Source organism: Streptomyces sp. NPDC006140 (assembly GCF_040628815.1).
In the GTDB taxonomy this organism is placed as follows: Bacteria; Actinomycetota; Actinomycetes; order Streptomycetales; family Streptomycetaceae; genus Streptomyces.
Genome location: NZ_JBEXTS010000015.1, coordinates 142,910 through 162,515 on the forward strand (window position 1 = coordinate 142,910; position 19,606 = coordinate 162,515).

The following is a 19,606-nucleotide window of genomic DNA, read 5'->3' on the forward strand; positions in this document are numbered from 1 at the left end:
GGCGGGAGTCGAGGCCCAGCGTCTTGCTCCTCTCACCTCCTCCCGTGTCCGTGCGGTTCGACACCGGGACCGGTCATGGCGGCGCTGACGTACTGGGACGCGCTCAACCGCGTGCCCCGGCCGGGAACTGCGTCTGCTCACCATCCGGCTGGGAGAGGCGTGCGCCTCGACTGTCGGCGACACGCAGCACGTTGCCAAGGCACTGGGTGGCCGCTCGCAGGGCGTTCCTCAGCGCGTACTCTCCGGCCTTGCCGTCGTGCAGCACGGCTCGGGCGCCCTTGAGGACGTCGCCGCCGTCGCGCAGTTGGTCCTCCTCGATCTCGTCCGCGAGCCGGGACAGCGCGCCCTGGCTGCTGTCCGTGGACAGGAAGCACGGCTTGCCGGTGTCGGTCTCCCAGGGCAGCAGCCGTAGGCCAGGGCCGAGCGTGGGGACGGCGTCCCGGTCGTAGGTCATCAGGCCGCCACCTCCATGCCGTGAGCCCGACGGGGGCGGATGTCGATGCCGCGCGGGGCGAGCACCAGTGTCCGCTGCCGTGTGCGCCGCCGCCGTTCCGCCTCGCGCCGCTCATGCGCGACGAGGTAGGGACGGACGAGGCCGATGTCCTCGCCGCGTAACGCAGGCACGCGCGGCAGGCGGACGAACGGCGCGTTTGAGGCCCGCCCGGACCGTGACGTCTGGGGGGACCGATGGCGGCCTCGGGCGGGCAGCAGCAGCCGTAGCAGCGGTGCGAAGATCCACGCGATAGCGTGACGCATGTCGTCAACCTCCACGGGGTTGGTGGCCACGCCCCCGGACCGGTCGCACGGTCGCGGGGGTCTTCCGACCCTGGCATCGTGCCGACATGCGAAGGCCGGAACTATCAGACCTTGCTGATAGCCCCGGCCATGGCCTGGCGTTACGTCATATCCCGAGCCAGGAGCCGTAATTGCCGAAGCTTTCCGGCATCCGGCGCTTGGCTGCCTCCAGGCCGGCGTATGTCTCGCGCACCGTCGGGTGGTACTTCGTCTGCTGCGGGGCGAGCTTCCGCGCCTTCAACAGGCTTCTGAACGCCGCGTCCGTACGGCCCGTCCACATCTCGGCCCGCGCCACCTCGGCGTGGTGATGCGCGAGTCGGGACGGCGGCCACCCTTCCGGAATCCTCATCTTCTGCGCGGAGTCCACGGCTTCGGCGTAAAGGTCCAGTTCGGTGAGCACGCTGATCCGGTGCACGCCGACGTTGGTCGGACCGAACGACAGCCACTGGACCTTCTCGGCCGGACCGGTCCGCCCTGCGATACGCTCCGCCTCGCCGAGATGCCCTTCCGCGGTGTCCCTGTCCTTGTCCCGGCCCGCCATCACGGCGGCGCCGAGATGGAGTTGTCCCGTGACGACATCGGTGACGCGCCCCGGCTCCGCCTGCTCCAGGGCGGCCATGCCCAACCGGACCAGCCGCTTGCCCGTGCGGTAGTCGCTCGCCCGGAGGTAGGCAAGGGCGCGCAGGTACTGGCGCATCCCGCTCAGCAACGGGTCGGAGGCCCGCTGTGCGGCCCATTCCATGCGGTCCAGCGCCACCATGCACAGGTCGGGAAACCCGAGCTTCGTCGTCACGTCGTAGGCGGTCCGGTACGTGCTCGCCAGCAAGCGCCAGGTGCGGTCCGCCGGGTGTGTGTGAGCTGTCGTGGTGACCTCGTGGATGAGGCCGGGAAGGTCGGTGGCGACCTGCTTGATGTCCGTGGCGCGGACCATGGCGCACAGCTTCTCCGCGTGCCTCTCCAACTCCTCGACCGGACGCGGGCTCACGTCCGGGTCGGGCCCGAGGTCGTAGATGTTCAGGGCCTCGCGGATCGGGTTGATCAGGCCGTCCAACTGGTCCTGTCTCAGTTCTTCGAGGTAGGGCTGCCCGGTCAGTTCGGTGACGGGCACGGAGAGCGCGCGGGCAAGTGCGCCGATCACCGACGGGCTCGCGGGCAGGACGCCCTGCTCCACCTTGGTCAGGGTGCTGTAGGAAACGTGCGAGAGATCGGCCAACTCGCGCTGCGTCAACCGGCGGACTTTGCGCACGTGCGCGATGCGTGCGCCCGCGCGCTCGTCAGTGTTCGGGGACATCCTGGTCTCCGTTCTGCGTCGACACCGGAACGGTACCCCCGGCCCGTCGCCCGGCAACTGCGATCGCGCCCTGCCACGGCCCGTCACGTCGACGAACCCGCCCCCTCACAGCCGATACGCCGCCGCCACCCGCTCCCGGAACGGCCGTCGCCCCACCGCCTCCGTCACCTCCGTCAGCAACGCGGCCAGCGGCATCGTCAGCTCCGCGTCCAGTTCGGCCATCGCCGTCCGTGTGGCCTCCCACTCCGCCTCGATCCGGGGCAGCAGGGCACGGGCCTTGGGGGTGAGGGCGATCAGCCGGCGGCGCGCGTCCAGGGGGTCGGGGGTGTGGGTGACCAGGCCCGCGCGGGCCATCTGCGCCGCCGTCTGGCTCGCGGCGGAGTGCGTGACACCCACCGAGGCGGCCACGTCGCGCACGGAGAGCGGGCCTTCGGCCACCAGGGCCCGTACGACCGGGGAGAACCGGGGCCGGTACTCGGCGAGGCCCTGCTCCTCGTAGACCTTGGCCACGTCCGCGTCGAGGAGTTCGAGGACGTGCCGGAGCAGGGTGCCCACGGCGACGGGATCCGGATGACCGCTCATGTTGTTAATCTAACAGTGCTGTTATATCCCAGCGCATCCCACCGCGAGAGGCGGCGCACATGCCCGGGCTCCATCCCCCCGTCGAACCGTACGAGCACGGCATGCTCGACGTCGGCGACGGCAACCGCGTCTACTGGGAGACCTGCGGGAACCCCGCCGGCAAGCCCGCCCTCGTGCTGCACGGCGGGCCGGGATCGGGTGCGGGGCCGTTCTGGCGGCGGCTGTTCGACCCGGCGGCGTACCGGATCGTGCTGTTCGACCAGCGCGGGTGCGGGCGCAGTACGCCCGACGTCGCCGATCCGGACACCTCGCTCGCCGCCAACACCACGCACCACCTCATCGCCGACATCGAGCTGCTGCGGCGCCACCTCGGCATCGACGACTGGCTGGTCCTGGGCGGCTCCTGGGGCGTGACCCTCGCCCTGGCCTACGCCGAGCGGCACCCGGAGCACGTCGGCGAACTGGTCCTCTTCAGCGTCACCAACACCACCCGCCGTGAAGTCGAGTGGGTCACCCGGGACATGGGGCGGATCTTCCCCGCGGAGTGGGCGCGGTTCCGGGACGCCGTGCCGGAGGCCGAGCGCGACGGCAGCCTGGTGGACGCGTACGCCCGCATGCTCGCCGACCCCGACCCGGCCGTGCGGGAGCGGGCCGCGAGGGAGTGGTGCCGGTGGGAGGACGTGCACGTCTCCACCCACCCGGGGCACAAGCCCGACCCCCGCTACGAGGACCCGCGCTTCCGTTTCCGCTTCGCCCGTCTCGTCACGCACTACTGGCGGCACGCCGCCTTCCTGGACGACGGGGCGCTGCTGCGGGACGCCGGGAAGCTCGCCGGCATCCCGGGCGTGCTGATCCACGGGCGCCTGGACATCAGCGGGCCCCCGGACATCGCCTGGCGGCTGGCCCAGGTGTGGCCCGACGCGGAACTGGTGCTGATCGGCGGGGAGGGACACGGGCTGTCGGGGGACGCGACGACCGATGCCGTGCTGGCGGCGACGGACCGGTTCAAGGGCGTCTGACGGATGCGTCGGCGAACGCCCGTCGGCTGTGCGCGAGCAGTTCCCGTACCGCCGGGCCGTGCGAGCTCCGCCAGACCAGGGCGAGCAGGGCCGGTGCCGTGACGTCGTCGATCGTGCGGGCGACCAGTCGGCCCAGGGGGCCGCGATGGCCCGCCGCCATCGACTCGCTCAGCACGGCGACGCCGAGCCCGCGGGCCGCCAGGTCCGCGACGGCGTCCGCGGCGCTGGCCTGCAGGGCGATCACCGGCCGGAGGCCCTGCGCGGCGCAGGCGCGGCCGAAGACCGTGCGCAGGCCGGTGCCCGGGGGCATGCACACGAGGGGATGATCGGCCAAGTCGGCCAGCAGCACCCGGCGTTGCTCTGCCAGCGGGTGTCCGGCCGGGACCGCCACGACGAGCCGCTCGCTGACCACCGTCAGCGATTCCAGATCCTCGGGCGCGCCTGCCGTCCCGACGAGTGCCAGGTCGACGGTCCCGTCGCGCACCGCCTCGACCAGCCGGTCGGAGTTGTCCTCCAGCAGGGAGAGCTCCACTCCCGGATGCGCCCGGTGGAAGGCGGAGAGGGCGTCGAACAAGGGCGTGAGCGTGCAGCCGATGACCATCCCGACCGCGAGCCGGCCCCGGATCAGGTCGGTCACCTCGCCCACCGCCTGCCCGACCGCCCCGGCCGCGGCGAGTGCCGCACGGGCGTGGTCGAGCGCGGCCCGGCCCGCGGCGGTGAGGGTGGCGGTACGCGTCGACCGGTCGAACAACTCGGCGCCCAGCTCCCGCTCCAGCTGGCGGATCTGGGCGCTGACCCCGGACTGGCTGATGTGCACCCGCTCGGCGGCCCGCGTGAAGTTCCGCTCCTCGGCGACCGCGACGAAGTACTCCAACTGCCTCAGTTCCATGACTGGGAATTCTAGCTGTCAGCAGATCCATCTGTTGGACTTCTGCTCGGGGGCGGGAGACGCTGGAAGCACCAAGGAGCCCGTCCCGTCCGTCCTCAGGAGAAGCCGTGTACGAGAAGGCCATGCGTCCCGAAGACCTCACCCGCCTGTTCGTCGAACGGTCCAACGCCGGTGACGCGGCCGGGGTCGCCGCGCTCTACGAGGAGGACGCGGTGTTGGCCTACCCGCCCGGCGAGCGCACGGTGGGCCGGGAGGCTATCCGCGCCCTCTGGGAGAAGGTCCTGGCCGACCGCCCGCACTTCGAGCCGGAACCGCCCCTGCCGACCCTGGTCAGCGGCGACATCGCCCTGACGGCGACCCCGCCCAGGGACGGGGCCGGGGCCCGGGCGCAGGTCGTACGGCGTCAGCCCGACGGAAGCTGGCTGCGCGTGCTGGACCAGCCGGAATTCCTGCCGCCCGCCCGCTGAAACGGACAGTGGACCAGCCCGGCCCCGCCTCGGCCGGCAGGTCGGTCGGTCCAGGCCGCCTCGGTCGGCGGGCCTGCCGATCCCGTCCCCGCCTCGGCCGGCAGGTCGGTCGGTCCAGGCCGCCTCGGTCGGCAGGCCTGCCGATCCCGTCCCCGCCTCGGTCGGCAGGCCTGCCGATCCCGTCCCCGCCTCGGTCGGCAGGTCGGTCGGTCCAGGCCGCCTCGGTCGGCAGGCCTGCCGATCCCGTCCCCGCCCCGGGTCGGCAGCCCTACCGGTTCCACCCCGCCCCGGTCGGCAGCCCTACCGGTTCCACCCCGCCCCAGTCGGCAGCCCTCGATCCCGTCCCCGCCCTGGCCGGCAGCACCATCGCCCCCGCCCCCGCCCCGGCCGGCAGCCCCGTCACCCCACCCTCGGCCCCGTGCTCCCCCGCCGGACCAACCGCGTCGGCACCAGCGTCGTCCCGTGCTCCGTTCCGTCCTGCCGCATCTTGCTCAGGACCCCCTCCACGCACAGCCGTCCCACCTCGGCGAAGTCCTGGTGGATCGTGGTGAGGGGTGGGAGGAAGGACGCGGACTCGGGGATGTCGTCGAAGCCGATGACGCTGATGTCCTCGGGGACGCGGCGGCCCCGTTCGTGCAGGGCCCGGAGCAGGCCCAGGGCCATCTGGTCGTTGGCCGCGAACACCGCCGTGCAGTCCGGCTCGTCGGCCAGGCGGAGGCCGGCCCGGTAGCCGGAGTCGGCCGACCAGTCGCCGCGGACCAGGGGCGGCGGGGTACGGCCCGACTCGGTGAGCGTCGCCCGCCAGGCGTTGGCCCGGCGCTGGGCGGCGAAGGAGCCCTCGGGGCCCGCCAGGTGCCACACCGTGTCGTGGCCGAGGTCCAGCAGGTACCGTACGGCGTCCCGCGCGCCGCCCGCCTGGTCGGTGTCGACGACGGTGTAGCGGTCGCCGGCGTCGGAGTCGGCCACGACGACCTGCACCCCGGGCGGCAGCGAGACCGTCGCCGCGTCGAGCAGGTGGATCTCCATGATGACGATGACGGCGTCCACCGCGAGTTCCCCGAGGCGCGAGAAGGCGCCGTTGACCTCGTCCTGGGTGGGGACGGCCACGGGCAGCAGCGTGACGGCGTAGCCGTGCTGCGCCGCTGACATGGCGATGGCCTCCAGGGTGCGGATGTTGCCCATGGTGGACAGGGTGAAGGTGATCACGCCGAGGGTGCGGAACTCGCCGCGGCGCAGTGCCCGGGCCGCGCTGTTGGGGCGGTAGCCCAGTTCGCGCATGGCGTCCAGGACCTGGCGGCGGGTGTCCTCGGTGACTCCGGGGAAGCCGTTGGAGACGCGGGAGACCGTCTGGGACGAGACCCCCGCGAGCCGGGCGACGTCCGCCATCGACGCGCCCTGGCGGGGACGGGCCGCACGCCGTCTCGTACGGCTCGTGCCCCCCGGCACGCTCTCGCCGTCCACGGTGCCCACCTGCCCCTCGCTGCCCTCGCCGCCCGACTGGCGCGAATTTCGGTCCGGAACGACTCCTTGACCCCTGAGATTCGGACAGTGTAGACATCCCGCCAGTGGATGTTTACGTAAACATTGCCTAGTCGAAACCGTACGAGAAGCCGACAGATCCCCACCAGTCGCACCTCGAATCCGTACCACTCGCACCCCGTAGGCCCCGATCTCTGTGTCCCGCCGGGACGCGCGGCACGCAGAAGAGCTGGAGTACTCGAGATGGCACACCCCACCCGTAAGAGAAGGCTCCTCGGGGCCATCGGCGTCACCGCCCTGGCGACCGGAACCCTCCTGGCCACGACGACCCTGCCGGCCGCGCACGCCGATCCCGCGGTCCAGGCGGCCGGGGTCACGGTCCGGCCGGACCCCTCCTACTCGGGGGAGAAGTTCGAGGGCTGGGGCACGAGCCTGGTCTGGTTCGCCAACGCCACCGGCGACTACCCGCCGGCGATCCGCGAGAAGCTCTACCAGCTCCTCTTCGGCGACGAGGGCCTCAACCTGAACATCGCCCGCTACAACATCGGCGGCGGCAACGCCCCGGACGTCAAGGACTACCTGCGCGCGGGCGGCGCGGTCGAGGGCTGGTGGAAGGCCCCGGCGGGCACCACCCGCGAGGACGTCGACTGGTGGGACGCCGAGGACCCGGCCGACTGGAACAAGAACGCGGACAAGACGCAGCGCTGGTGGGTCGACCGCATCAAGAAGGACATCACCCACTGGGAGACCTTCAGCAACTCCCCGCCCTGGTTCATGACCGAGAGCGGATACGTCTCCGGCAACTTCGACGCGGGCAAGGACCAGCTGAAGCCCGAGTCCGTCGAGGACTTCGCGAAGTACCTGGTGGGCGCCACCGAACGGCTGGAGAAGGCGCACGGCATCAAGGTCGACACCCTCGACCCGTTCAACGAGCCGAACACCAACTACTGGGGCACCAAGCTGGGCCCGGACGGCGAGCCGACCGGCGGCCGCCAGGAGGGCGCCCACATGGGCCCCGAGCTCCAGCAGAAGGTGCTGCGCGCGCTCGCCCCGGTCCTGGAGCGGTCGAGAAGCGGCGCGGAGATATCCGCGATGGACGAGACCAACCCGGGTACGTTCGCCACCAACTGGAACTCCTACCCCCAGGACGTGCGCGACCTGGTCGGCCAGATGAACGTCCACACCTACGGCACCGGCCAGCGCACCACGGTCCGCGACCTCGCGAAGGCCGCCGACAAGCCGCTGTGGATGAGCGAGGTCGAGGGCGACTGGGGCGACGGCCAGAGCTTCACCGACATGCGGCCCGGTCTCGGCCTCGCCCAGCGCATCGTCGACGACCTGCGCGAACTGGAGCCCAAGGCCTGGGTGTTCTGGCAGCCCGTCGAGGACTACGACAACATGAAGCCGGGCGGCGAGTCGGCGAAGGGCGGCAACTGGGGCGAGATCCAGCTCCCGTTCAGCTGCACCGCCAAGGACACCCTGGAGACCTGCCCGGTCTACACGAACACCAAGTTCGACACGGCCCGCAACTTCACGCACTTCATCAAGCCCGGCGACCGGCTGATCAAGACGAACGACACGTCCAGCACCGCGGCGGTCTCCCGCAAGGGCGACGCGGCGACCGTCGTCCACGTCAACAGCGCCACCGAGGCCCGTGAGGTCACGCTCGACCTGTCGAAGTTCGGCCGGGTCTCCTCCCGCGCCACCGTCACCCCGGTGGTGACCAGCGCCGACGGCAAGCTGGAGAAGCAGAAGGCCGTCCGGGTCACCGGCAAGCAGGCCACGATCGCCGTGCCCGCCCAGTCGGTGACGTCCTTCCTCGTCAAGGGCGTCTCGGGCGTCGCGAAGGACGCGGCCGAGCTGCGGAAGGGCCACACCTACCGCCTGACCGGCGTCCAGAGCGGCAAGGACCTCACGATCGCGGACAACGGCACGGGTCTGGTCATCCGCGGCGCTTCCGCCGACCCGGCCGGCCGGCAGTGGCAGGTGGAGCAGATCCGCGGCAGCGACAACCGCAAGCGGTACGTCCTCACCGAGACGTCCTCGGACAAGCGCCTGGCCGTCCGGAACGGCGCGCTGGTGGCGGAGCCCGACGAGGGCCGCCGCGACAAGGCCACCGAGTGGATCATGTCGACGACCGGTGACGGCACCTGGACCCTGGTGAACGCCGCGACCGGCCAACTCCCCGACGTCTCCGGCCAGTCCACGACCGACGGCGCGTCCGTGGGCCTGTGGCAGCCGAACTCCGGGGCGAACCAGCGCTGGAAGGTGACGGAGGTGACGGGCGGCTAGCGCCTCCCGCCGCGCAGCAGCCGCGCAGTAGCCGCGCAGTAGCCGCACAGCAGCCGCACGCGACGCCCCCGCCTGCCACCGCCGGACGACGGTGGCAGGGCCGGGGGCGTCGGTGTGCCCGGGGGCGCAACTCGTTGACGAGGCCCCGGGGGCGGGATCAGCGCTTGAGCGTGAAGCTGAAGTCGCTGGAGCGTTTGCCGCCCAGCCGTACCGCCGACACGACCTTCCCCTCGGTGATCAGTCTCTCCACCTCGGCCCGGGGCAGGCCGCAGCCCTCGGCGATCAGCCGCACCGGCCGAACGGGGATGCGTGCCGCGAAGCGGACCGAGACGTCGATGACCTCGCGGTCCAGGTGATCCGACCCGCCGGTGTCGAGCCTCCAGGCGTCGTCCCAGTCGAGGCTGATGTGGTTCCGGCGCCGCACGGCCGGATCCTGGAGCAGTTCGGCCGTCAGTCCGAGGTCGTTGTGGTGCAGCCGCTCGAGCAGCTCAGGTCGTACGGAGCGTACGTTCACCCGCTCCAGGACCGTGACCTTCGTGGTCTCCCCGCACCCGGTACAGAGCGCGAGGAGCCAGACGTCGAGGAGCTTGTGGTGGGCGTTGACGCGGAATGTGCCGTGGGCCCGGAAACGCTCCGACACGCAAGAGTGGCAACGGCGGGCGATGAGCGGCAGGCAGGTGGGCATGACCACCCAGTCTGTGAGCACAGAAGTACACCGGTTTCAGTGAGAAGTCCGCAGCAGAAAGGAGCGCGGCGCGGATGCGCGACGCGCGACGAATCAGTGCTCGGGGTGTCTCACGCGGTGTACAACGGCCTGCCTTTGCCTGGACGACGTGGTTCGGCAGCACGGTAAGGGCACCCGGCGGCGCCACTCGACTGGTTTTCGGATGCCTCGGCGTCAGGTTCCGGCCCGGGCGCCCGCGCCGCTCACCCGCCTTGCCCCGGCGTCACCAGCCCCGCCTCGTACGCCACGATCACCGCCTGCGCCCGGTCGCGCAGCTCCAGCTTCGTGAACAGGCGGTTGATGTGGGTCTTGACCGTGTGGTCGGTGATGGTGAGGCGGTCGGCGATGTCCGCGTTGGACAGGCCCTGCGCGATCAGCAGGAGGACCTCGACCTCGCGGGCGGTGAGGCGGTCCAGGAGGGCCTTGGGGGCGGTGACCGGTCGGCGCGGGGCGAACTCGGCGATCAGGCGGCGGGTGATGCCGGGGGCGAGCATGGCGTCACCGGCGGCCACCACCCGTACGGCGTGCAGGAGTTCGGGAAAGGTCGCGTCCTTCAGGAGGAAGCCGCTGGCGCCGGCCGCGAGGGCGTCGAAGACGTACTGGTCGAGGTCGAAGGTGGTGAGCATCAGCGCCTTCGTGGCGCCCTCGGTCTGCCGCAGGATCGTGCGCGCGGCCTGGATGCCGTCCAGCTTCGGCATGCGGATGTCGAGCAGCGCGATGTCGGGGCGGTGGGTGAGCGCGAGGGCGACCGCCTGTTCGCCGTCCTCCGCCTCGCCGACGACGTCGATGTCGTCCTGCGTGGACAGCAGGTTCACGAAGCCGGTCCGTACCACCGCCTGGTCGTCGGCCACGATCGCGCGGATCGGTTTCCCCGCCGTCACTCGTACACACCCTCCGCGAAGCTCTTCGCCCTTGCCCGCACCGGGAGTTCGGCCTCGATCAGGAAGCCGCCCCCGGGACCGGCCGGCCCGCAGGTCAGACGCCCGCCGAGCAGGTTCGCACGCTCCCGCATGCCGCTCAAGCCGTGCCCGCCCGAGTCGTGGGGGGACCCCTGGGGGCCCGGGCCGTCGTCGGTGATCCGGATGCGGACCTCGTCGTCCGCGTAGGCGAGGCGGATGTCGACCGCGGCGCCGCGGGCGTGGCGGCGGGCGTTGGTGAGGGCTTCCTGGACGATGCGGTAGGCGGTGAGTTCGAGGGACGGGGGGAGGAGCGGGGGGCGGGTGCCCTCCGTGTGCAGGGTGACCTCCCCGCCGCCCGAGCGGTGGGCCTCCAGCAGCGCGTCCAGGGAGTCCAGGGTCGGCTGGGGGAGGAGGGGCGCGTCCTCGGCGGCGTCGTCCGCGCGCAGCACGCTCAGCAGGTGGCGCAGTTCCGTCAGGGCCGAGCGGGCCGAGGCGGCGATCTGCTGGAAGCCGTCGCGGGCGGGCGGGGACAGGTCGGGCGTGGTGTACGTGGCGCTCTCCGCCTGGACGGCGATCACGGACACCGAGTGCGCCACGATGTCGTGCAACTCCCGTGCTATGGCGGCCCGTTCCTGAGTCGCGGCGTGCCGGCGCTCCATGGCGATCAGCTCCCGCTGGGCGGCCTCGCGCGCCTGCCGGGACTCCTCCCGGCTGCGGAAGGCGTCCGCCACGCCGACCGTCGCCACCACGCCCACGGCGAGGACGAAGGACTCCGTGAAGTACGACAGCGAGCCGTCGGCGCCGACGGCGGGCGCCCGGCCCCCGAGGTCGTACACGCCCATCGCCACGTGGCCCGCGTTGACGAGGAGCGCGCCGGTGATCGTGCCCGTGATCAGTACGGCGGGGTGCAGGACGCGGTGGCGGGCGAGCGAGTAGAGGCCCATGACCCCGGCCACGGCGACCGTCAACAGCAGTTCGGGGCGGCAGAGGAAGTTCAGCAGCGCGGCGGGCACCACCAGGAGTCCGACGCGGGGCTCGCTCCGGCGCCAGAGGAGCGGCGGCACCACGAAGGGCAGCGTCGCCAGGACCGTCGTCGAGGTGATGCGGGAGTGCAGCACCTCGGCCACCGCGAGGAGGACCAGCAGGACGCCGGTGACGTACGGGTAGCGGGGCGAGCGCGGCCAGGCGGTGGGGCGCAGGGTCGGCGACTGACGCATGCCCACATTGTCGGCCGGGGGCGTTCCGCCCGCGTCACCGTACGGGTTGACCCGGGCGCCGGGTGAGTACCACGGGTCGACGCCCAGGATCGGAATCCGGTGTGACGCTTCTCGTCCGCCCCTTGCGAAGACTTGCCGACACGAGTGACGGCTGACAAGGGGAGCGGTATGCAGGGGACTTGGCGGGGAGCGGGCGGCGTGTCCAGCGGTTCGGTGATGGCCGTGCGTACGTCCTCGGTGGTAGCCGTGCGTACTGCGGAGTCGGTGCGTCCGGCGCCCGGGCCCGTGCCCGTCTCCCCCGTGCGGCTCCGGCGCCGTGGCTCCGCCCCGCGCTGGGAGACCGCCTGCTGGGGGGCCTGCGCGGTCTTCGCGCTGCTGCTGTGCCTGTGGACGACGCTCACCCCGCACCGCGTCTGGGGCGCCTGTGCCGCCGTCGGGTACGGGCTCGCCGCGCTCGTCGCGCACCGTTCCGCACGGGCCTGGGGGCGGGCGAGCGCGGCCGTGGCGGCGGCCGGGTCGGTGCTCGTGCCGCTGGTGTTCCTGGTCGCCCACGGGTGGCGCCAGATGGAGGTCGCGGTCGTGGAGCGGTCCGGGCGGCTGCTGCTGGAGTCCGGCACGCCCTACGTACCGCATCCGTCCGAACTGGACGACTACAACCCGTACCTGCCCGGCATGGCGCTCTTCGGGCTGCCCCGGGCGGTCCTGGGCGACGTCCCGCTCGGGGACGCGCGGGTGTGGTTCGCGGGGGTGTCGCTGGGCGCCATGGGGCTGGCGGCCGTGCTGTGCCGCGAGGCCGTTTCTCCCCGGAGCCGCGAACTCCGCGCTCCGCACCCGGGCATCGAACGCCCGCGCACCGAGCCGTCCCCCGCCCAGCCCCTCTCCACAACCCCGCAAGCCACCCCTGCCCGAGCCCTCCTCTGGGTCGCCGCCACGCCGGCCGTAGCCCTCCCCCTCGCCGTCGGGGGCGTGGATCTGCCCGTCATCGCGCTGATGTGCCTCGCGCTCGCCCTCGCGGGGCGCGGCAGCCCCGTTGCCGCCGGGCTCGCGCTGGGAGCCGCCGCCTCGTTGAAGTGGACCGCCTGGCCGCTGCTGCCCGTCGGGCTCGTCCTGCTCGCCGTGACCGCCGGGCGGCGGGCCGCCGTACGGGCCGGTGCCACGGCCCTCGCGCTGGGTGCGCTCGCCGTCGTGCCGGTGGCGCTGGCCGACCCGAGGGCGTTCGCCGAGCACGTGCTGCTCTTCCCGCTGGGCCAGGGCGGCACCGCGTCCCCGGCGGCCAGCCCGCTGCCGGGACACCTCCTGGCGAGCCGGGTGCCGGGCGGCTTCGCCCTCGCGGTGGCGGCGCTGGCGCTGGGCGCGGTCGCGGTGGCCGTGTCCCTCGTGACGCGTCCGCCGCGCACCACCGTCGCCGCGGCGGACCGGCTGGCGCTGGGTCTCGGCATCGCCATGTGCCTGATCCCCGCCACCCGCTTCGGATACGCCGTCTACCCGCTGGTGCTGTTCGGCTGGTTCCGGCTCGCGCCGGCCGGCCGCCGGACCGCCCGGCGCGTCGGAACCGTCGACGAGGACTGACCGACCATGCCGCGCACGCTCGTCGTCACCAACGACTTCCCGCCCCGCCAGGGCGGCATAGAGACCTTCGTCCACGCCATGACGGCACGCTTCCCGGCCGACCGGGTCGTCGTCTACACCTCCGGCACCCCGGGCGACCGGGCCTACGACGCCCGGCTGCCGTTCCCGGTGGTGCGGGACCGCACGCACATGTTGCTGCCGACCCGGCGGGTCACCGCCCGGGCGGCCGAACTGGCCCGCGCCCACGACTGCGACAGCGTCTGGTTCGGGGCGGCGGCCCCACTCGGGCTGATGGCGGGCGAACTGCGCCGTCGTACGGACGTCCGGCGGCTGGTCGCCACCACGCACGGGCACGAGGTGTGGTGGGCGCGCACCCCCGGGGCACGTGCGCTGCTGCGGCGGATCGGGGCCGGAGTGGACAGCGTCACGTACCTCGGGGCGTACACCCGGGCGCGGATCGCCGCCGCGGTCGGACCGGAGGCGGCGGCGCGGATGCGGCGGCTGGCGCCCGGTGTCGACGCCGACGTCTTCCAGGGCTCCGAGGCCGCGGGGGCCCGGGTGCGGGAGCGGTACGGACTGGGCGACCGGCCGGTGGTGCTGTGCGCGGCACGGCTCGTTCCGCGCAAGGGCCAGGACACGCTGATACGGGCCCTGCGCCGGGTGCGCCGCAGCGTCCCCGGCGCGGTGCTGCTGCTGGTCGGGGACGGGCCGTACGCCCGGGCCCTGCGGCGGCTCGCGGTCCGGGAGCGGGTGGCGGACGCGGTCGTCTTCGCCGGCGGTCATCCGCACGAGGACATGCCCGGTTTCTACGCCGCCGCCCAGGTGTTCGCCATGCCGTGCCGGACGCGCCGGGCGGGCCTGGAGGTGGAGGGCCTCGGGATCGTGTTCCTGGAGGCGTCGGCCGCCGGGCTGCCGGTCGTCGTCGGCGACTCGGGCGGGGCACCGGACACCGTCCGGGACGGGGAGACCGGATACCTGGTCGACGGCCACGACGTACGGGCGCTCGCCGACCGGCTCGTCCTGCTCCTCGGCGTTGCCGAACTGGCCCGGGACATGGGCCGCAAGGGCCGCGCGTGGGTACGGCGGGAATGGGGATGGGACCGGGCGCACGAGCAGCTGACGTCCCTGCTCGGGGCGGGCTGAGCCGCGGGCGGGCTGAGCCGCGGGCTGACTGAGCCGCGGGGCGGACTGAGCGCGGGCATCGACAGGCCGGGCCGAGCCGCCGCGACCCGGGCCTCCACCGTCCGTCCTGGGCCTCGACTGCCCTGGGCCTCAACCCTCCTGGGCCTCAACCCTCCTGGGCCTCAACCCTCCTGGGCCTCAACCCTCCCGGGCCTCAACCCTCCCGGGACTCACCCTCGTGGGACTCACTCAACCCCCTGGCCGACGACCGGAGCCCCCCACCCCTCGCGGCTGACCTGCACGCCGTCGACCATCCGCAGTGCCCGCGTCACCGTCTCCGCGAAGGACGGCCCCTGCGACCGGTCCGGTCGCAGTGCCCACTCCTCCACGCCGATGCGCAGCGCGGTGTTGAGCACCCCCGCCTCCACCCGGACCGCCAGGTCGCCGGCGGGCCGGCCCGTCCGTTCGGCGATCATCGCGGCGAACGCCGCCTCCGCGTCGTAGTGCGCCTCCAGCCACACCGCCCGCAGCCCCGGCTCGTCGCGGCACAGCCGCAGCAGGTCGCCCAGGGCCCGCAGGCGGGGGGTGGCCTCGTCCTCGTGCCGGAGGCTCAGGATCGCCTCGGCGAGGGAGCGCCGGCCCTGCGCGGAGTCCCGCAGCCGCTCGGTCAGCAGCTCCAGGCCTGTGGTGAGCAGGGGGCGCACGCACTCCTCCTTGGAGCGGAAGTACCGCCACAGCGTGCGCGTCGACACCCCGGAGGCGGCGGCGATGTCCTCCGCGGTGACCGCCGCGACGCCCTTGGCCGTGAAGAGCCGGACCGCCTCCTCGGCGATCTCCATGCGCGTCTCGGCGCGCCGCCGCTCCGTCAGCGGTGGCCGCCCCGTGGCACCACCTGCTCGTCCGGCCATGCGCCCTCCTCGACTTGCCCTGCTCACCCATTTTAGGTCGCTCCCTGTCTTGGTGGCGTGAAACGACTGTCTGGCGCACCATGTCTTTATGTCGCGCTGTGCCATAAACCAGTACGCTGCCTCTCGCCACACCACACCACCGCGACGAGCAGAGACGAGCAGAGGAGCGCCATGGGTGCCACGAGTGCCACGGGCCTGTCGGGCAAGAGCGTCATCGTCACCGGGGCCGCCTCCGGCATCGGCCGCGCCGCCGCACTGCGGTTCGCGGCCGAGAGAGCGAAGGTCGTGGTCGCCGACCTCAACGCGGAGGGTGCCCGGACCACCGTCGAGGCCATCGAGTCCGCGGGCGGCACGGCCGTCGCCGTCGCGGGCGACCTGAGCGACGGCGCGGTGGTGGACGCGGTCGTCGCCGCCGCGACCGGCACCTTCGGCGGCATCGACGTCCTGGTCAACAACGCGGGCGTCATGGACAGCATGTCCGCCGCGGCGGACGTCACCGACGCCGAGTGGGAGCGGGTCCTGCGGATCAACCTCACGGCCCCGTTCCTGCTGACGCGCGCCGCCCTGCCCCACCTGATCGCGGCGGGCGGCGGCGCCATCGTCAACACCGCCTCCGAGGCGGCGCTGCGCGGCAGCGCGGCCGGCGCGGCGTACACCGTCTCCAAGCACGGCGTCCTCGGACTCACCCGCTCCCTCGCGGTGATGTACCGGGACCAGGGCATCCGCGCCAACGCCATAGCCCCGGGCGGCACGGCCACCGCCATCACGGCCGACGTGCACATCGACCGGGAGGCCCACGGACCGGCCGTCATCGGCAGGCACTTCGTCAACATGGGCCGGATCTGCGAGCCGGAGGAGCAGGCCGCCGCCATCGTCTACCTCGCGTCCGACGCGGCGAGCGGAGTCAACGGCGTGATCCTGCCGGTGGACAACGCCTGGGCCGCCGTCTGACCGCCCCACCCCCACCTCGGGAGTGTCACGAGAGGAAGAGGACCCCCATGTCCATCCCCCACACCCCGCTCGACTTCGACCCGGACGCCCTGCGCGCGCGGTACCGCGCCGAGCGCGACCGGCGGATCCGCCCGGACGGCAACCGCCAGTACCGGCGCACCACCGGCGAGTTCGGCCGCTTCGACGAGGACCCGTACGCCGAGCCCGGGTTCACCCGGGAGCCCCTGACCGACCACGTGGACGTGGTGGTCGTCGGCGGCGGCTTCGGCGGCCTCCTCACCGGGGCCCGGCTGCGGCAGGCGGGTCTGCGCGGCATCCGGATCATCGAGAAGGGCGCCGACTTCGGCGGCACCTGGTACTGGAACCGGTACCCGGGCATCCACTGCGACATCGAGTCGTACGTCTACCTGCCGCTGCTGGAGGAGCTCGGCTACGTCCCGAAGTGGAAGTACGCGCCGGGCGAGGAGATCCGGGAGCACGCGCAGGCGATCGCACGCCACTTCGACCTCTACCGCGACGCCTGCTTCCGTACCCAGGTGCGCGAACTGCGCTGGGACGAGGGCGAGTCCGCCTGGACCGTCACGACCGACCGCGGCGACCGCATGACCGCCCGCCACGTCGTCGTCGCGACCGGGCTGCTCAGCCGGCCCAAACTGCCCGGCATCGAAGGCATCGAGACCTTCAAGGGGCACATGTTCCACACCAGCCGCTGGGACTACGCCTACACCGGCGGCGACGCGAACGGCGGCCTGACGAAGCTCGCCGACAAGCGGGTCGCCCTCATCGGCACCGGCGCCACCGCCATCCAGGTCGTCCCCCACCTCGGCCGGGACGCCCGGCATCTGTACGTCTTCCAGCGCACGCCCTCCTCCGTGGACGTGCGCGGCCAGCGCCCCACGGACCCCGAGTGGGCCGCCTCCCTCCGGCCCGGCTGGGCCCGGCGGCGCCGGGACAACTTCCTCGCGGTCGTCACCGGCGCCCGCACCGACGAGGACCTCGTCGCCGACGGCTGGACCAGCAGCGCCCGCCTCCAGCAGAAGCTCATCCCGAGCGACGGATTCGCCGGCCTCCCGCCCGAGGAACGCGAACGGCTGGAGGAGATCGCCGACTTCCAGAAGATGAACGAACTGCGCGCCCGCGTCGACGCGATCGTCCGCGACCCGGAGACGGCCGAGAAGCTCAAGCCCTGGTACCGCTACATGTGCAAGCGGCCCACCTTCAGCGACAGCTACCTGCAGACCTTCAACCGGCCGAACGTCACCCTCGTCGACACGGCCGACCACGGGGGCGTCGAGCGCGTCACCGAGCACGCCGTGGCGGTCGGCGGCGTGGAGTACGAGGTCGACTGCGTCGTCTTCGGCACCGGCTTCGAGGTCGGCGTCTCCGGCCTGCTGTCCGGGCAGCTCCCCGCGTACGGCAGGGACGGCGTCGCCCTGCTGGACGCCTGGCGGACGACCGGCCCGCGCACCCTGCACGGCTTCTACAGCCGGGGCTTTCCCAACCTGTTCATGCTGGGCTCGGTGCAGTCCGCCAGCTCGGTGAACTACGTGCACGTACTGGACGAACAGGCCACCCATGTCGCCGAGGTGATCGCCGAGGCCCGCAGGCGCGGGTCCCTCCGCGTGGAACCGTCGGCCGGGGCACAGGACGCCTGGGTGGCCACCCTGCGCGAGAAGTCGGTCGACCTGTTCGCGTTCCAGTCCGAGTGCACCCCCGGCTACTACAACGCCGAGGGCATGCCGCGACCGCGCGGCGAGACGTACGGGGACGGCCCGATCGCCTTCTACGAGCTGATCCGGCGCTGGCGCGCGGAGGGCGGCATGGACGAGGTGCTGGGCTCATGACGCCGTGGCGGTCCGAACGCCTCAACCCGCCCAACCCGCTCCAGGGTTCCAACGGCGTCGCGTTCGGCCCCGACGGGCGGCTGTACGTCGCGCAGTTCCTCGCGGGGCGGATCAGCGCCGTGGACCCGGCCACCGGCGACATCGAGATCGTGGTCCCGGCGGACGGCCCGGTGCAGTCGCCCGACGACCTGGCGTTCGGGGCGGACGGCTCGATGTACATCGCCGACCTGGTCCCCGGCCGGGTATGGCGCCGCGGCCCCGAGGGGGAGTTCAGCCTGGTCTCCGACGAGGTGAAGGTGCCCAACGGCATCACCTGCGTCGGCGACCGGCTCTTCGTCAACGAGATGCGGATGAACGGCCGTCTGCTGGAGCTCTTCCCCGGCGGCGGCGACCCGGTCGTCCTCACCGACGGGCTGGCCTTCGGCAACGCGATGCAACGGGGCCCCGACGGCTGCCTCTACTACCCGCACATGGTCAGCCGGCAGGTCTGGCGCATCCCCCCGGACGGCGGGGTGCCGGAGTCCGTCGCCGAGGACGTGCACGACCCGGTCGCGGTCCGCTTCGACCAAGGCGGCGTCCTGCACGTCCTCTCGCGCGGTCCCGAAGGCATCGTCACCCGCGTCGACCTGCACGGCAGCGGCTCCCGCTCGCTCGTCACCAGCGGTGTCACGGGCCTGGACAACGCCGCGTTCGACGCGGAGAACCGCATGTTCGTCTCCAGCTTCGCGAGCGGCGGCATCACCGAGCTGCACCCCGACGGCCGCACCCGGACCCTCGTACCGCGCGGCCTGGACGGCCCCTACGGCGTGACCATCGACCTCGGCGGCACGGTGTACGCGGCGGACCACTACCGTGTGGCCCGCCCGGAACACCCCGCCGGGGACGGCTCGGGCGACGTGGCCACGGAGATCCTCCGGCCCTTCTGCCACGGCATCACCGCCGACGGCGGCCTGCTGCACACCACGTCCCAGTACGGCACCGTCCAGACCTACGACCCCGCCGACGCCTCCACGCGCCTGCGGGCGACCGGCCTGGACCGGCCCCTGGGCATCGCGGCCCGGTCCGACGGCACGCTGGTCGTCGCCGAGACGGGCGCCGGCCGCGTCCTCGCCGTCGACGCGTCCGACACGGTCACCGTCCTCGCCGAGGGCCTCGAACACCCCGTGGACGTGGCCCTCGACGCCGCCGGGCGCTGCTACGTCAGCGACGACCGGCTCGGGGCCGTGCTCCGCGTCGACGACGGGGAGCCGGTCGTCCTCACGGACGGCCTCGGCGCCCCGCAGGGCCTCGCCGTCCACGGCGACGCCCTGTTCACCGTGGACACCGGGCACCGCCGCCTGTGGTCGGTCTCCCTGACCACCGGCGAGTCCCGCGTCGCGGCCGAGGACCTGGCGGTCGGCCCGCCCCGGGCCACCGCGCCCGCCCCGGCCCTCTTCGCGCACGGCGTACCCGGCCTCGCGCCCCCGTTCGCGGGCCTCGCCGCCGCCCCGGACGGCTCCCTGCTGCTGTCGGCCGACGCGGAGGGCACGGTGCTCCGGCTGACGCCGGACGCGTGAGG

At 73.0% G+C, this 19,606-nt stretch carries 18 protein-coding genes; 8 read left to right on the plus strand and 10 right to left on the minus strand.

All coding sequences use genetic code 11. The features are described 5' to 3' along the window. Positions 1–103: 103 nt before the first annotated feature. The 4 genes from ABZ386_RS32795 to ABZ386_RS32810 all read right to left on the minus strand — a co-directional run bounded on the left by ABZ386_RS32795 (position 104) and on the right by ABZ386_RS32810 (position 2,668). Positions 104–454, minus strand: a complete 351-nt coding sequence (locus ABZ386_RS32795) for a hypothetical protein (RefSeq protein ID WP_351340071.1) — start codon at positions 452–454, stop codon at positions 104–106. Continuing rightward, complete coding sequence (locus ABZ386_RS32800) at positions 454–624, minus strand: hypothetical protein (protein ID WP_356615943.1); 171 nt, start codon at positions 622–624, stop codon at positions 454–456. The genes ABZ386_RS32795 and ABZ386_RS32800 overlap by 1 nt, the downstream gene beginning before the upstream one ends. A 277-nt stretch (positions 625–901) precedes the next feature. Further along, complete coding sequence (locus ABZ386_RS32805) at positions 902–2,086, minus strand: helix-turn-helix transcriptional regulator (RefSeq protein ID WP_351340065.1); 1,185 nt, start codon at positions 2,084–2,086, stop codon at positions 902–904. A 105-nt stretch (positions 2,087–2,191) separates the two neighbouring features. Continuing rightward, on the minus strand, positions 2,192–2,668 hold the full coding sequence (locus ABZ386_RS32810) for a MarR family transcriptional regulator (protein WP_351340063.1): 477 nt from the start codon (positions 2,666–2,668) through the stop codon (positions 2,192–2,194). A gap of 59 nt (positions 2,669–2,727) precedes the next feature. Between ABZ386_RS32810 and pip the strand changes: the two genes are divergently transcribed. Continuing rightward, positions 2,728–3,687: a prolyl aminopeptidase gene (pip, locus tag ABZ386_RS32815; RefSeq protein ID WP_351340060.1), complete on the plus strand. Its 960-nt coding sequence runs from the start codon at positions 2,728–2,730 to the stop codon at positions 3,685–3,687. Here the strand turns inward: pip and ABZ386_RS32820 are convergent. Further along, positions 3,674–4,576, minus strand: a complete 903-nt coding sequence (locus ABZ386_RS32820; protein WP_355718168.1) for a LysR substrate-binding domain-containing protein — start codon at positions 4,574–4,576, stop codon at positions 3,674–3,676. The two genes, pip and ABZ386_RS32820, sit on opposite strands and share 14 nt — an antisense overlap. A 122-nt stretch (positions 4,577–4,698) precedes the next feature. Here ABZ386_RS32820 and ABZ386_RS32825 point away from each other — a divergent pair, with 122 nt between their 5' ends. Continuing rightward, a complete protein-coding gene (locus ABZ386_RS32825) occupies positions 4,699–5,043 on the plus strand; it encodes a nuclear transport factor 2 family protein (protein ID WP_355718195.1) in 345 nt (114 codons plus the stop codon). A gap of 399 nt (positions 5,044–5,442) precedes the next feature. Here ABZ386_RS32825 and ABZ386_RS32830 read toward each other — a convergent pair whose 3' ends face one another. Beyond that, complete coding sequence (locus tag ABZ386_RS32830) at positions 5,443–6,429, minus strand: LacI family DNA-binding transcriptional regulator (RefSeq protein WP_351340812.1); 987 nt, start codon at positions 6,427–6,429, stop codon at positions 5,443–5,445. 336 nt (positions 6,430–6,765) lie between these two features. Here ABZ386_RS32830 and ABZ386_RS32835 point away from each other — a divergent pair, with 336 nt between their 5' ends. Then, a complete protein-coding gene (locus tag ABZ386_RS32835; protein ID WP_351340054.1) occupies positions 6,766–8,814 on the plus strand; it encodes a glycoside hydrolase in 2,049 nt (682 codons plus the stop codon). 157 nt (positions 8,815–8,971) lie between these two features. Here the strand turns inward: ABZ386_RS32835 and ABZ386_RS32840 are convergent, their stop codons facing one another. The 3 genes from ABZ386_RS32840 to ABZ386_RS32850 all read right to left on the minus strand — a co-directional run bounded on the left by ABZ386_RS32840 (position 8,972) and on the right by ABZ386_RS32850 (position 11,654). Further along, positions 8,972–9,520 carry a DUF1062 domain-containing protein gene (locus ABZ386_RS32840; RefSeq protein WP_358967200.1) on the minus strand — a complete coding sequence of 183 codons (549 nt, stop codon included), beginning with the start codon at positions 9,518–9,520 and terminating at the stop codon, positions 8,972–8,974. 221 nt (positions 9,521–9,741) lie between these two features. Further along, positions 9,742–10,419 (minus strand): response regulator transcription factor, encoded by a 678-nt coding sequence (locus ABZ386_RS32845; RefSeq protein ID WP_351340049.1) that lies wholly within the window; start codon positions 10,417–10,419, stop codon positions 9,742–9,744. After that, a complete protein-coding gene (locus ABZ386_RS32850; protein ID WP_358967202.1) occupies positions 10,416–11,654 on the minus strand; it encodes a sensor histidine kinase in 1,239 nt (412 codons plus the stop codon). Before ABZ386_RS32850 ends, ABZ386_RS32845 begins: the two co-directional genes overlap by 4 nt. A gap of 198 nt (positions 11,655–11,852) precedes the next feature. Here ABZ386_RS32850 and ABZ386_RS32855 point away from each other — a divergent pair, with 198 nt between their 5' ends. After that, on the plus strand, positions 11,853–13,223 hold the full coding sequence (locus tag ABZ386_RS32855; RefSeq protein ID WP_358967204.1) for a glycosyltransferase 87 family protein: 1,371 nt from the start codon (positions 11,853–11,855) through the stop codon (positions 13,221–13,223). Between the two features lie 6 nt (positions 13,224–13,229). Next, positions 13,230–14,366: a glycosyltransferase family 4 protein gene (locus ABZ386_RS32860; RefSeq protein ID WP_358967206.1), complete on the plus strand. Its 1,137-nt coding sequence runs from the start codon at positions 13,230–13,232 to the stop codon at positions 14,364–14,366. Between the two features lie 224 nt (positions 14,367–14,590). On the opposite strand, the gene ABZ386_RS32865 is transcribed toward ABZ386_RS32860, so the two are convergent. Beyond that, complete coding sequence (locus tag ABZ386_RS32865) at positions 14,591–15,253, minus strand: helix-turn-helix domain-containing protein (RefSeq protein WP_351340037.1); 663 nt, start codon at positions 15,251–15,253, stop codon at positions 14,591–14,593. 171 nt (positions 15,254–15,424) lie between these two features. Between ABZ386_RS32865 and ABZ386_RS32870 the strand changes: the two genes are divergently transcribed. The 3 genes from ABZ386_RS32870 to ABZ386_RS32880 are packed head-to-tail and all read left to right on the plus strand — an operon-like array spanning position 15,425 to position 19,604. After that, complete coding sequence (locus ABZ386_RS32870; RefSeq protein ID WP_358967208.1) at positions 15,425–16,204, plus strand: SDR family oxidoreductase; 780 nt, start codon at positions 15,425–15,427, stop codon at positions 16,202–16,204. Positions 16,205–16,251: 47 nt separating this feature from the next. Continuing rightward, entirely contained in the window at positions 16,252–18,048 is a 1,797-nt protein-coding gene (locus tag ABZ386_RS32875) for an NAD(P)/FAD-dependent oxidoreductase (protein ID WP_358967211.1), read from the plus strand. Continuing rightward, positions 18,045–19,604, plus strand: coding sequence for a hypothetical protein (locus tag ABZ386_RS32880; protein WP_358967213.1), 1,560 nt, complete (start codon positions 18,045–18,047; stop codon positions 19,602–19,604). The genes ABZ386_RS32875 and ABZ386_RS32880 overlap by 4 nt, the downstream gene beginning before the upstream one ends. The last annotated feature ends 2 nt before the right edge of the window (positions 19,605–19,606 follow it).

What these genes read in the sequence shown, in the direction of transcription:
- ABZ386_RS32820 (WP_355718168.1), bottom strand. Translation starts at nt 4,576, where the DNA reads ATGGAACTGAGGCAGTTGGAGTACTTCGTCGCGGTCGCCGAGGAGCGG.
- ABZ386_RS32830 (WP_351340812.1), bottom strand. Translation starts at nt 6,429, where the DNA reads ATGGCGGACGTCGCCCGGCTCGCGGGGGTCTCGTCCCAGACGGTCTCC.
- ABZ386_RS32875 (WP_358967211.1), top strand. Translation starts at nt 16,252, where the DNA reads ATGTCCATCCCCCACACCCCGCTCGACTTCGACCCGGACGCCCTGCGC.
- ABZ386_RS32825 (WP_355718195.1), top strand. Translation starts at nt 4,699, where the DNA reads ATGCGTCCCGAAGACCTCACCCGCCTGTTCGTCGAACGGTCCAACGCC.
- ABZ386_RS32795 (WP_351340071.1), bottom strand. Translation starts at nt 454, where the DNA reads ATGACCTACGACCGGGACGCCGTCCCCACGCTCGGCCCTGGCCTACGG.
- pip (WP_351340060.1), top strand. Translation starts at nt 2,728, where the DNA reads ATGCCCGGGCTCCATCCCCCCGTCGAACCGTACGAGCACGGCATGCTC.
- ABZ386_RS32870 (WP_358967208.1), top strand. Translation starts at nt 15,425, where the DNA reads ATGGGTGCCACGAGTGCCACGGGCCTGTCGGGCAAGAGCGTCATCGTC.
- ABZ386_RS32865 (WP_351340037.1), bottom strand. Translation starts at nt 15,253, where the DNA reads ATGGCCGGACGAGCAGGTGGTGCCACGGGGCGGCCACCGCTGACGGAG.
- ABZ386_RS32805 (WP_351340065.1), bottom strand. Translation starts at nt 2,086, where the DNA reads ATGTCCCCGAACACTGACGAGCGCGCGGGCGCACGCATCGCGCACGTG.
- ABZ386_RS32860 (WP_358967206.1), top strand. Translation starts at nt 13,230, where the DNA reads ATGCCGCGCACGCTCGTCGTCACCAACGACTTCCCGCCCCGCCAGGGC.
- ABZ386_RS32880 (WP_358967213.1), top strand. Translation starts at nt 18,045, where the DNA reads ATGACGCCGTGGCGGTCCGAACGCCTCAACCCGCCCAACCCGCTCCAG.
- ABZ386_RS32835 (WP_351340054.1), top strand. Translation starts at nt 6,766, where the DNA reads ATGGCACACCCCACCCGTAAGAGAAGGCTCCTCGGGGCCATCGGCGTC.
- ABZ386_RS32810 (WP_351340063.1), bottom strand. Translation starts at nt 2,668, where the DNA reads ATGAGCGGTCATCCGGATCCCGTCGCCGTGGGCACCCTGCTCCGGCAC.
- ABZ386_RS32850 (WP_358967202.1), bottom strand. Translation starts at nt 11,654, where the DNA reads ATGCGTCAGTCGCCGACCCTGCGCCCCACCGCCTGGCCGCGCTCGCCC.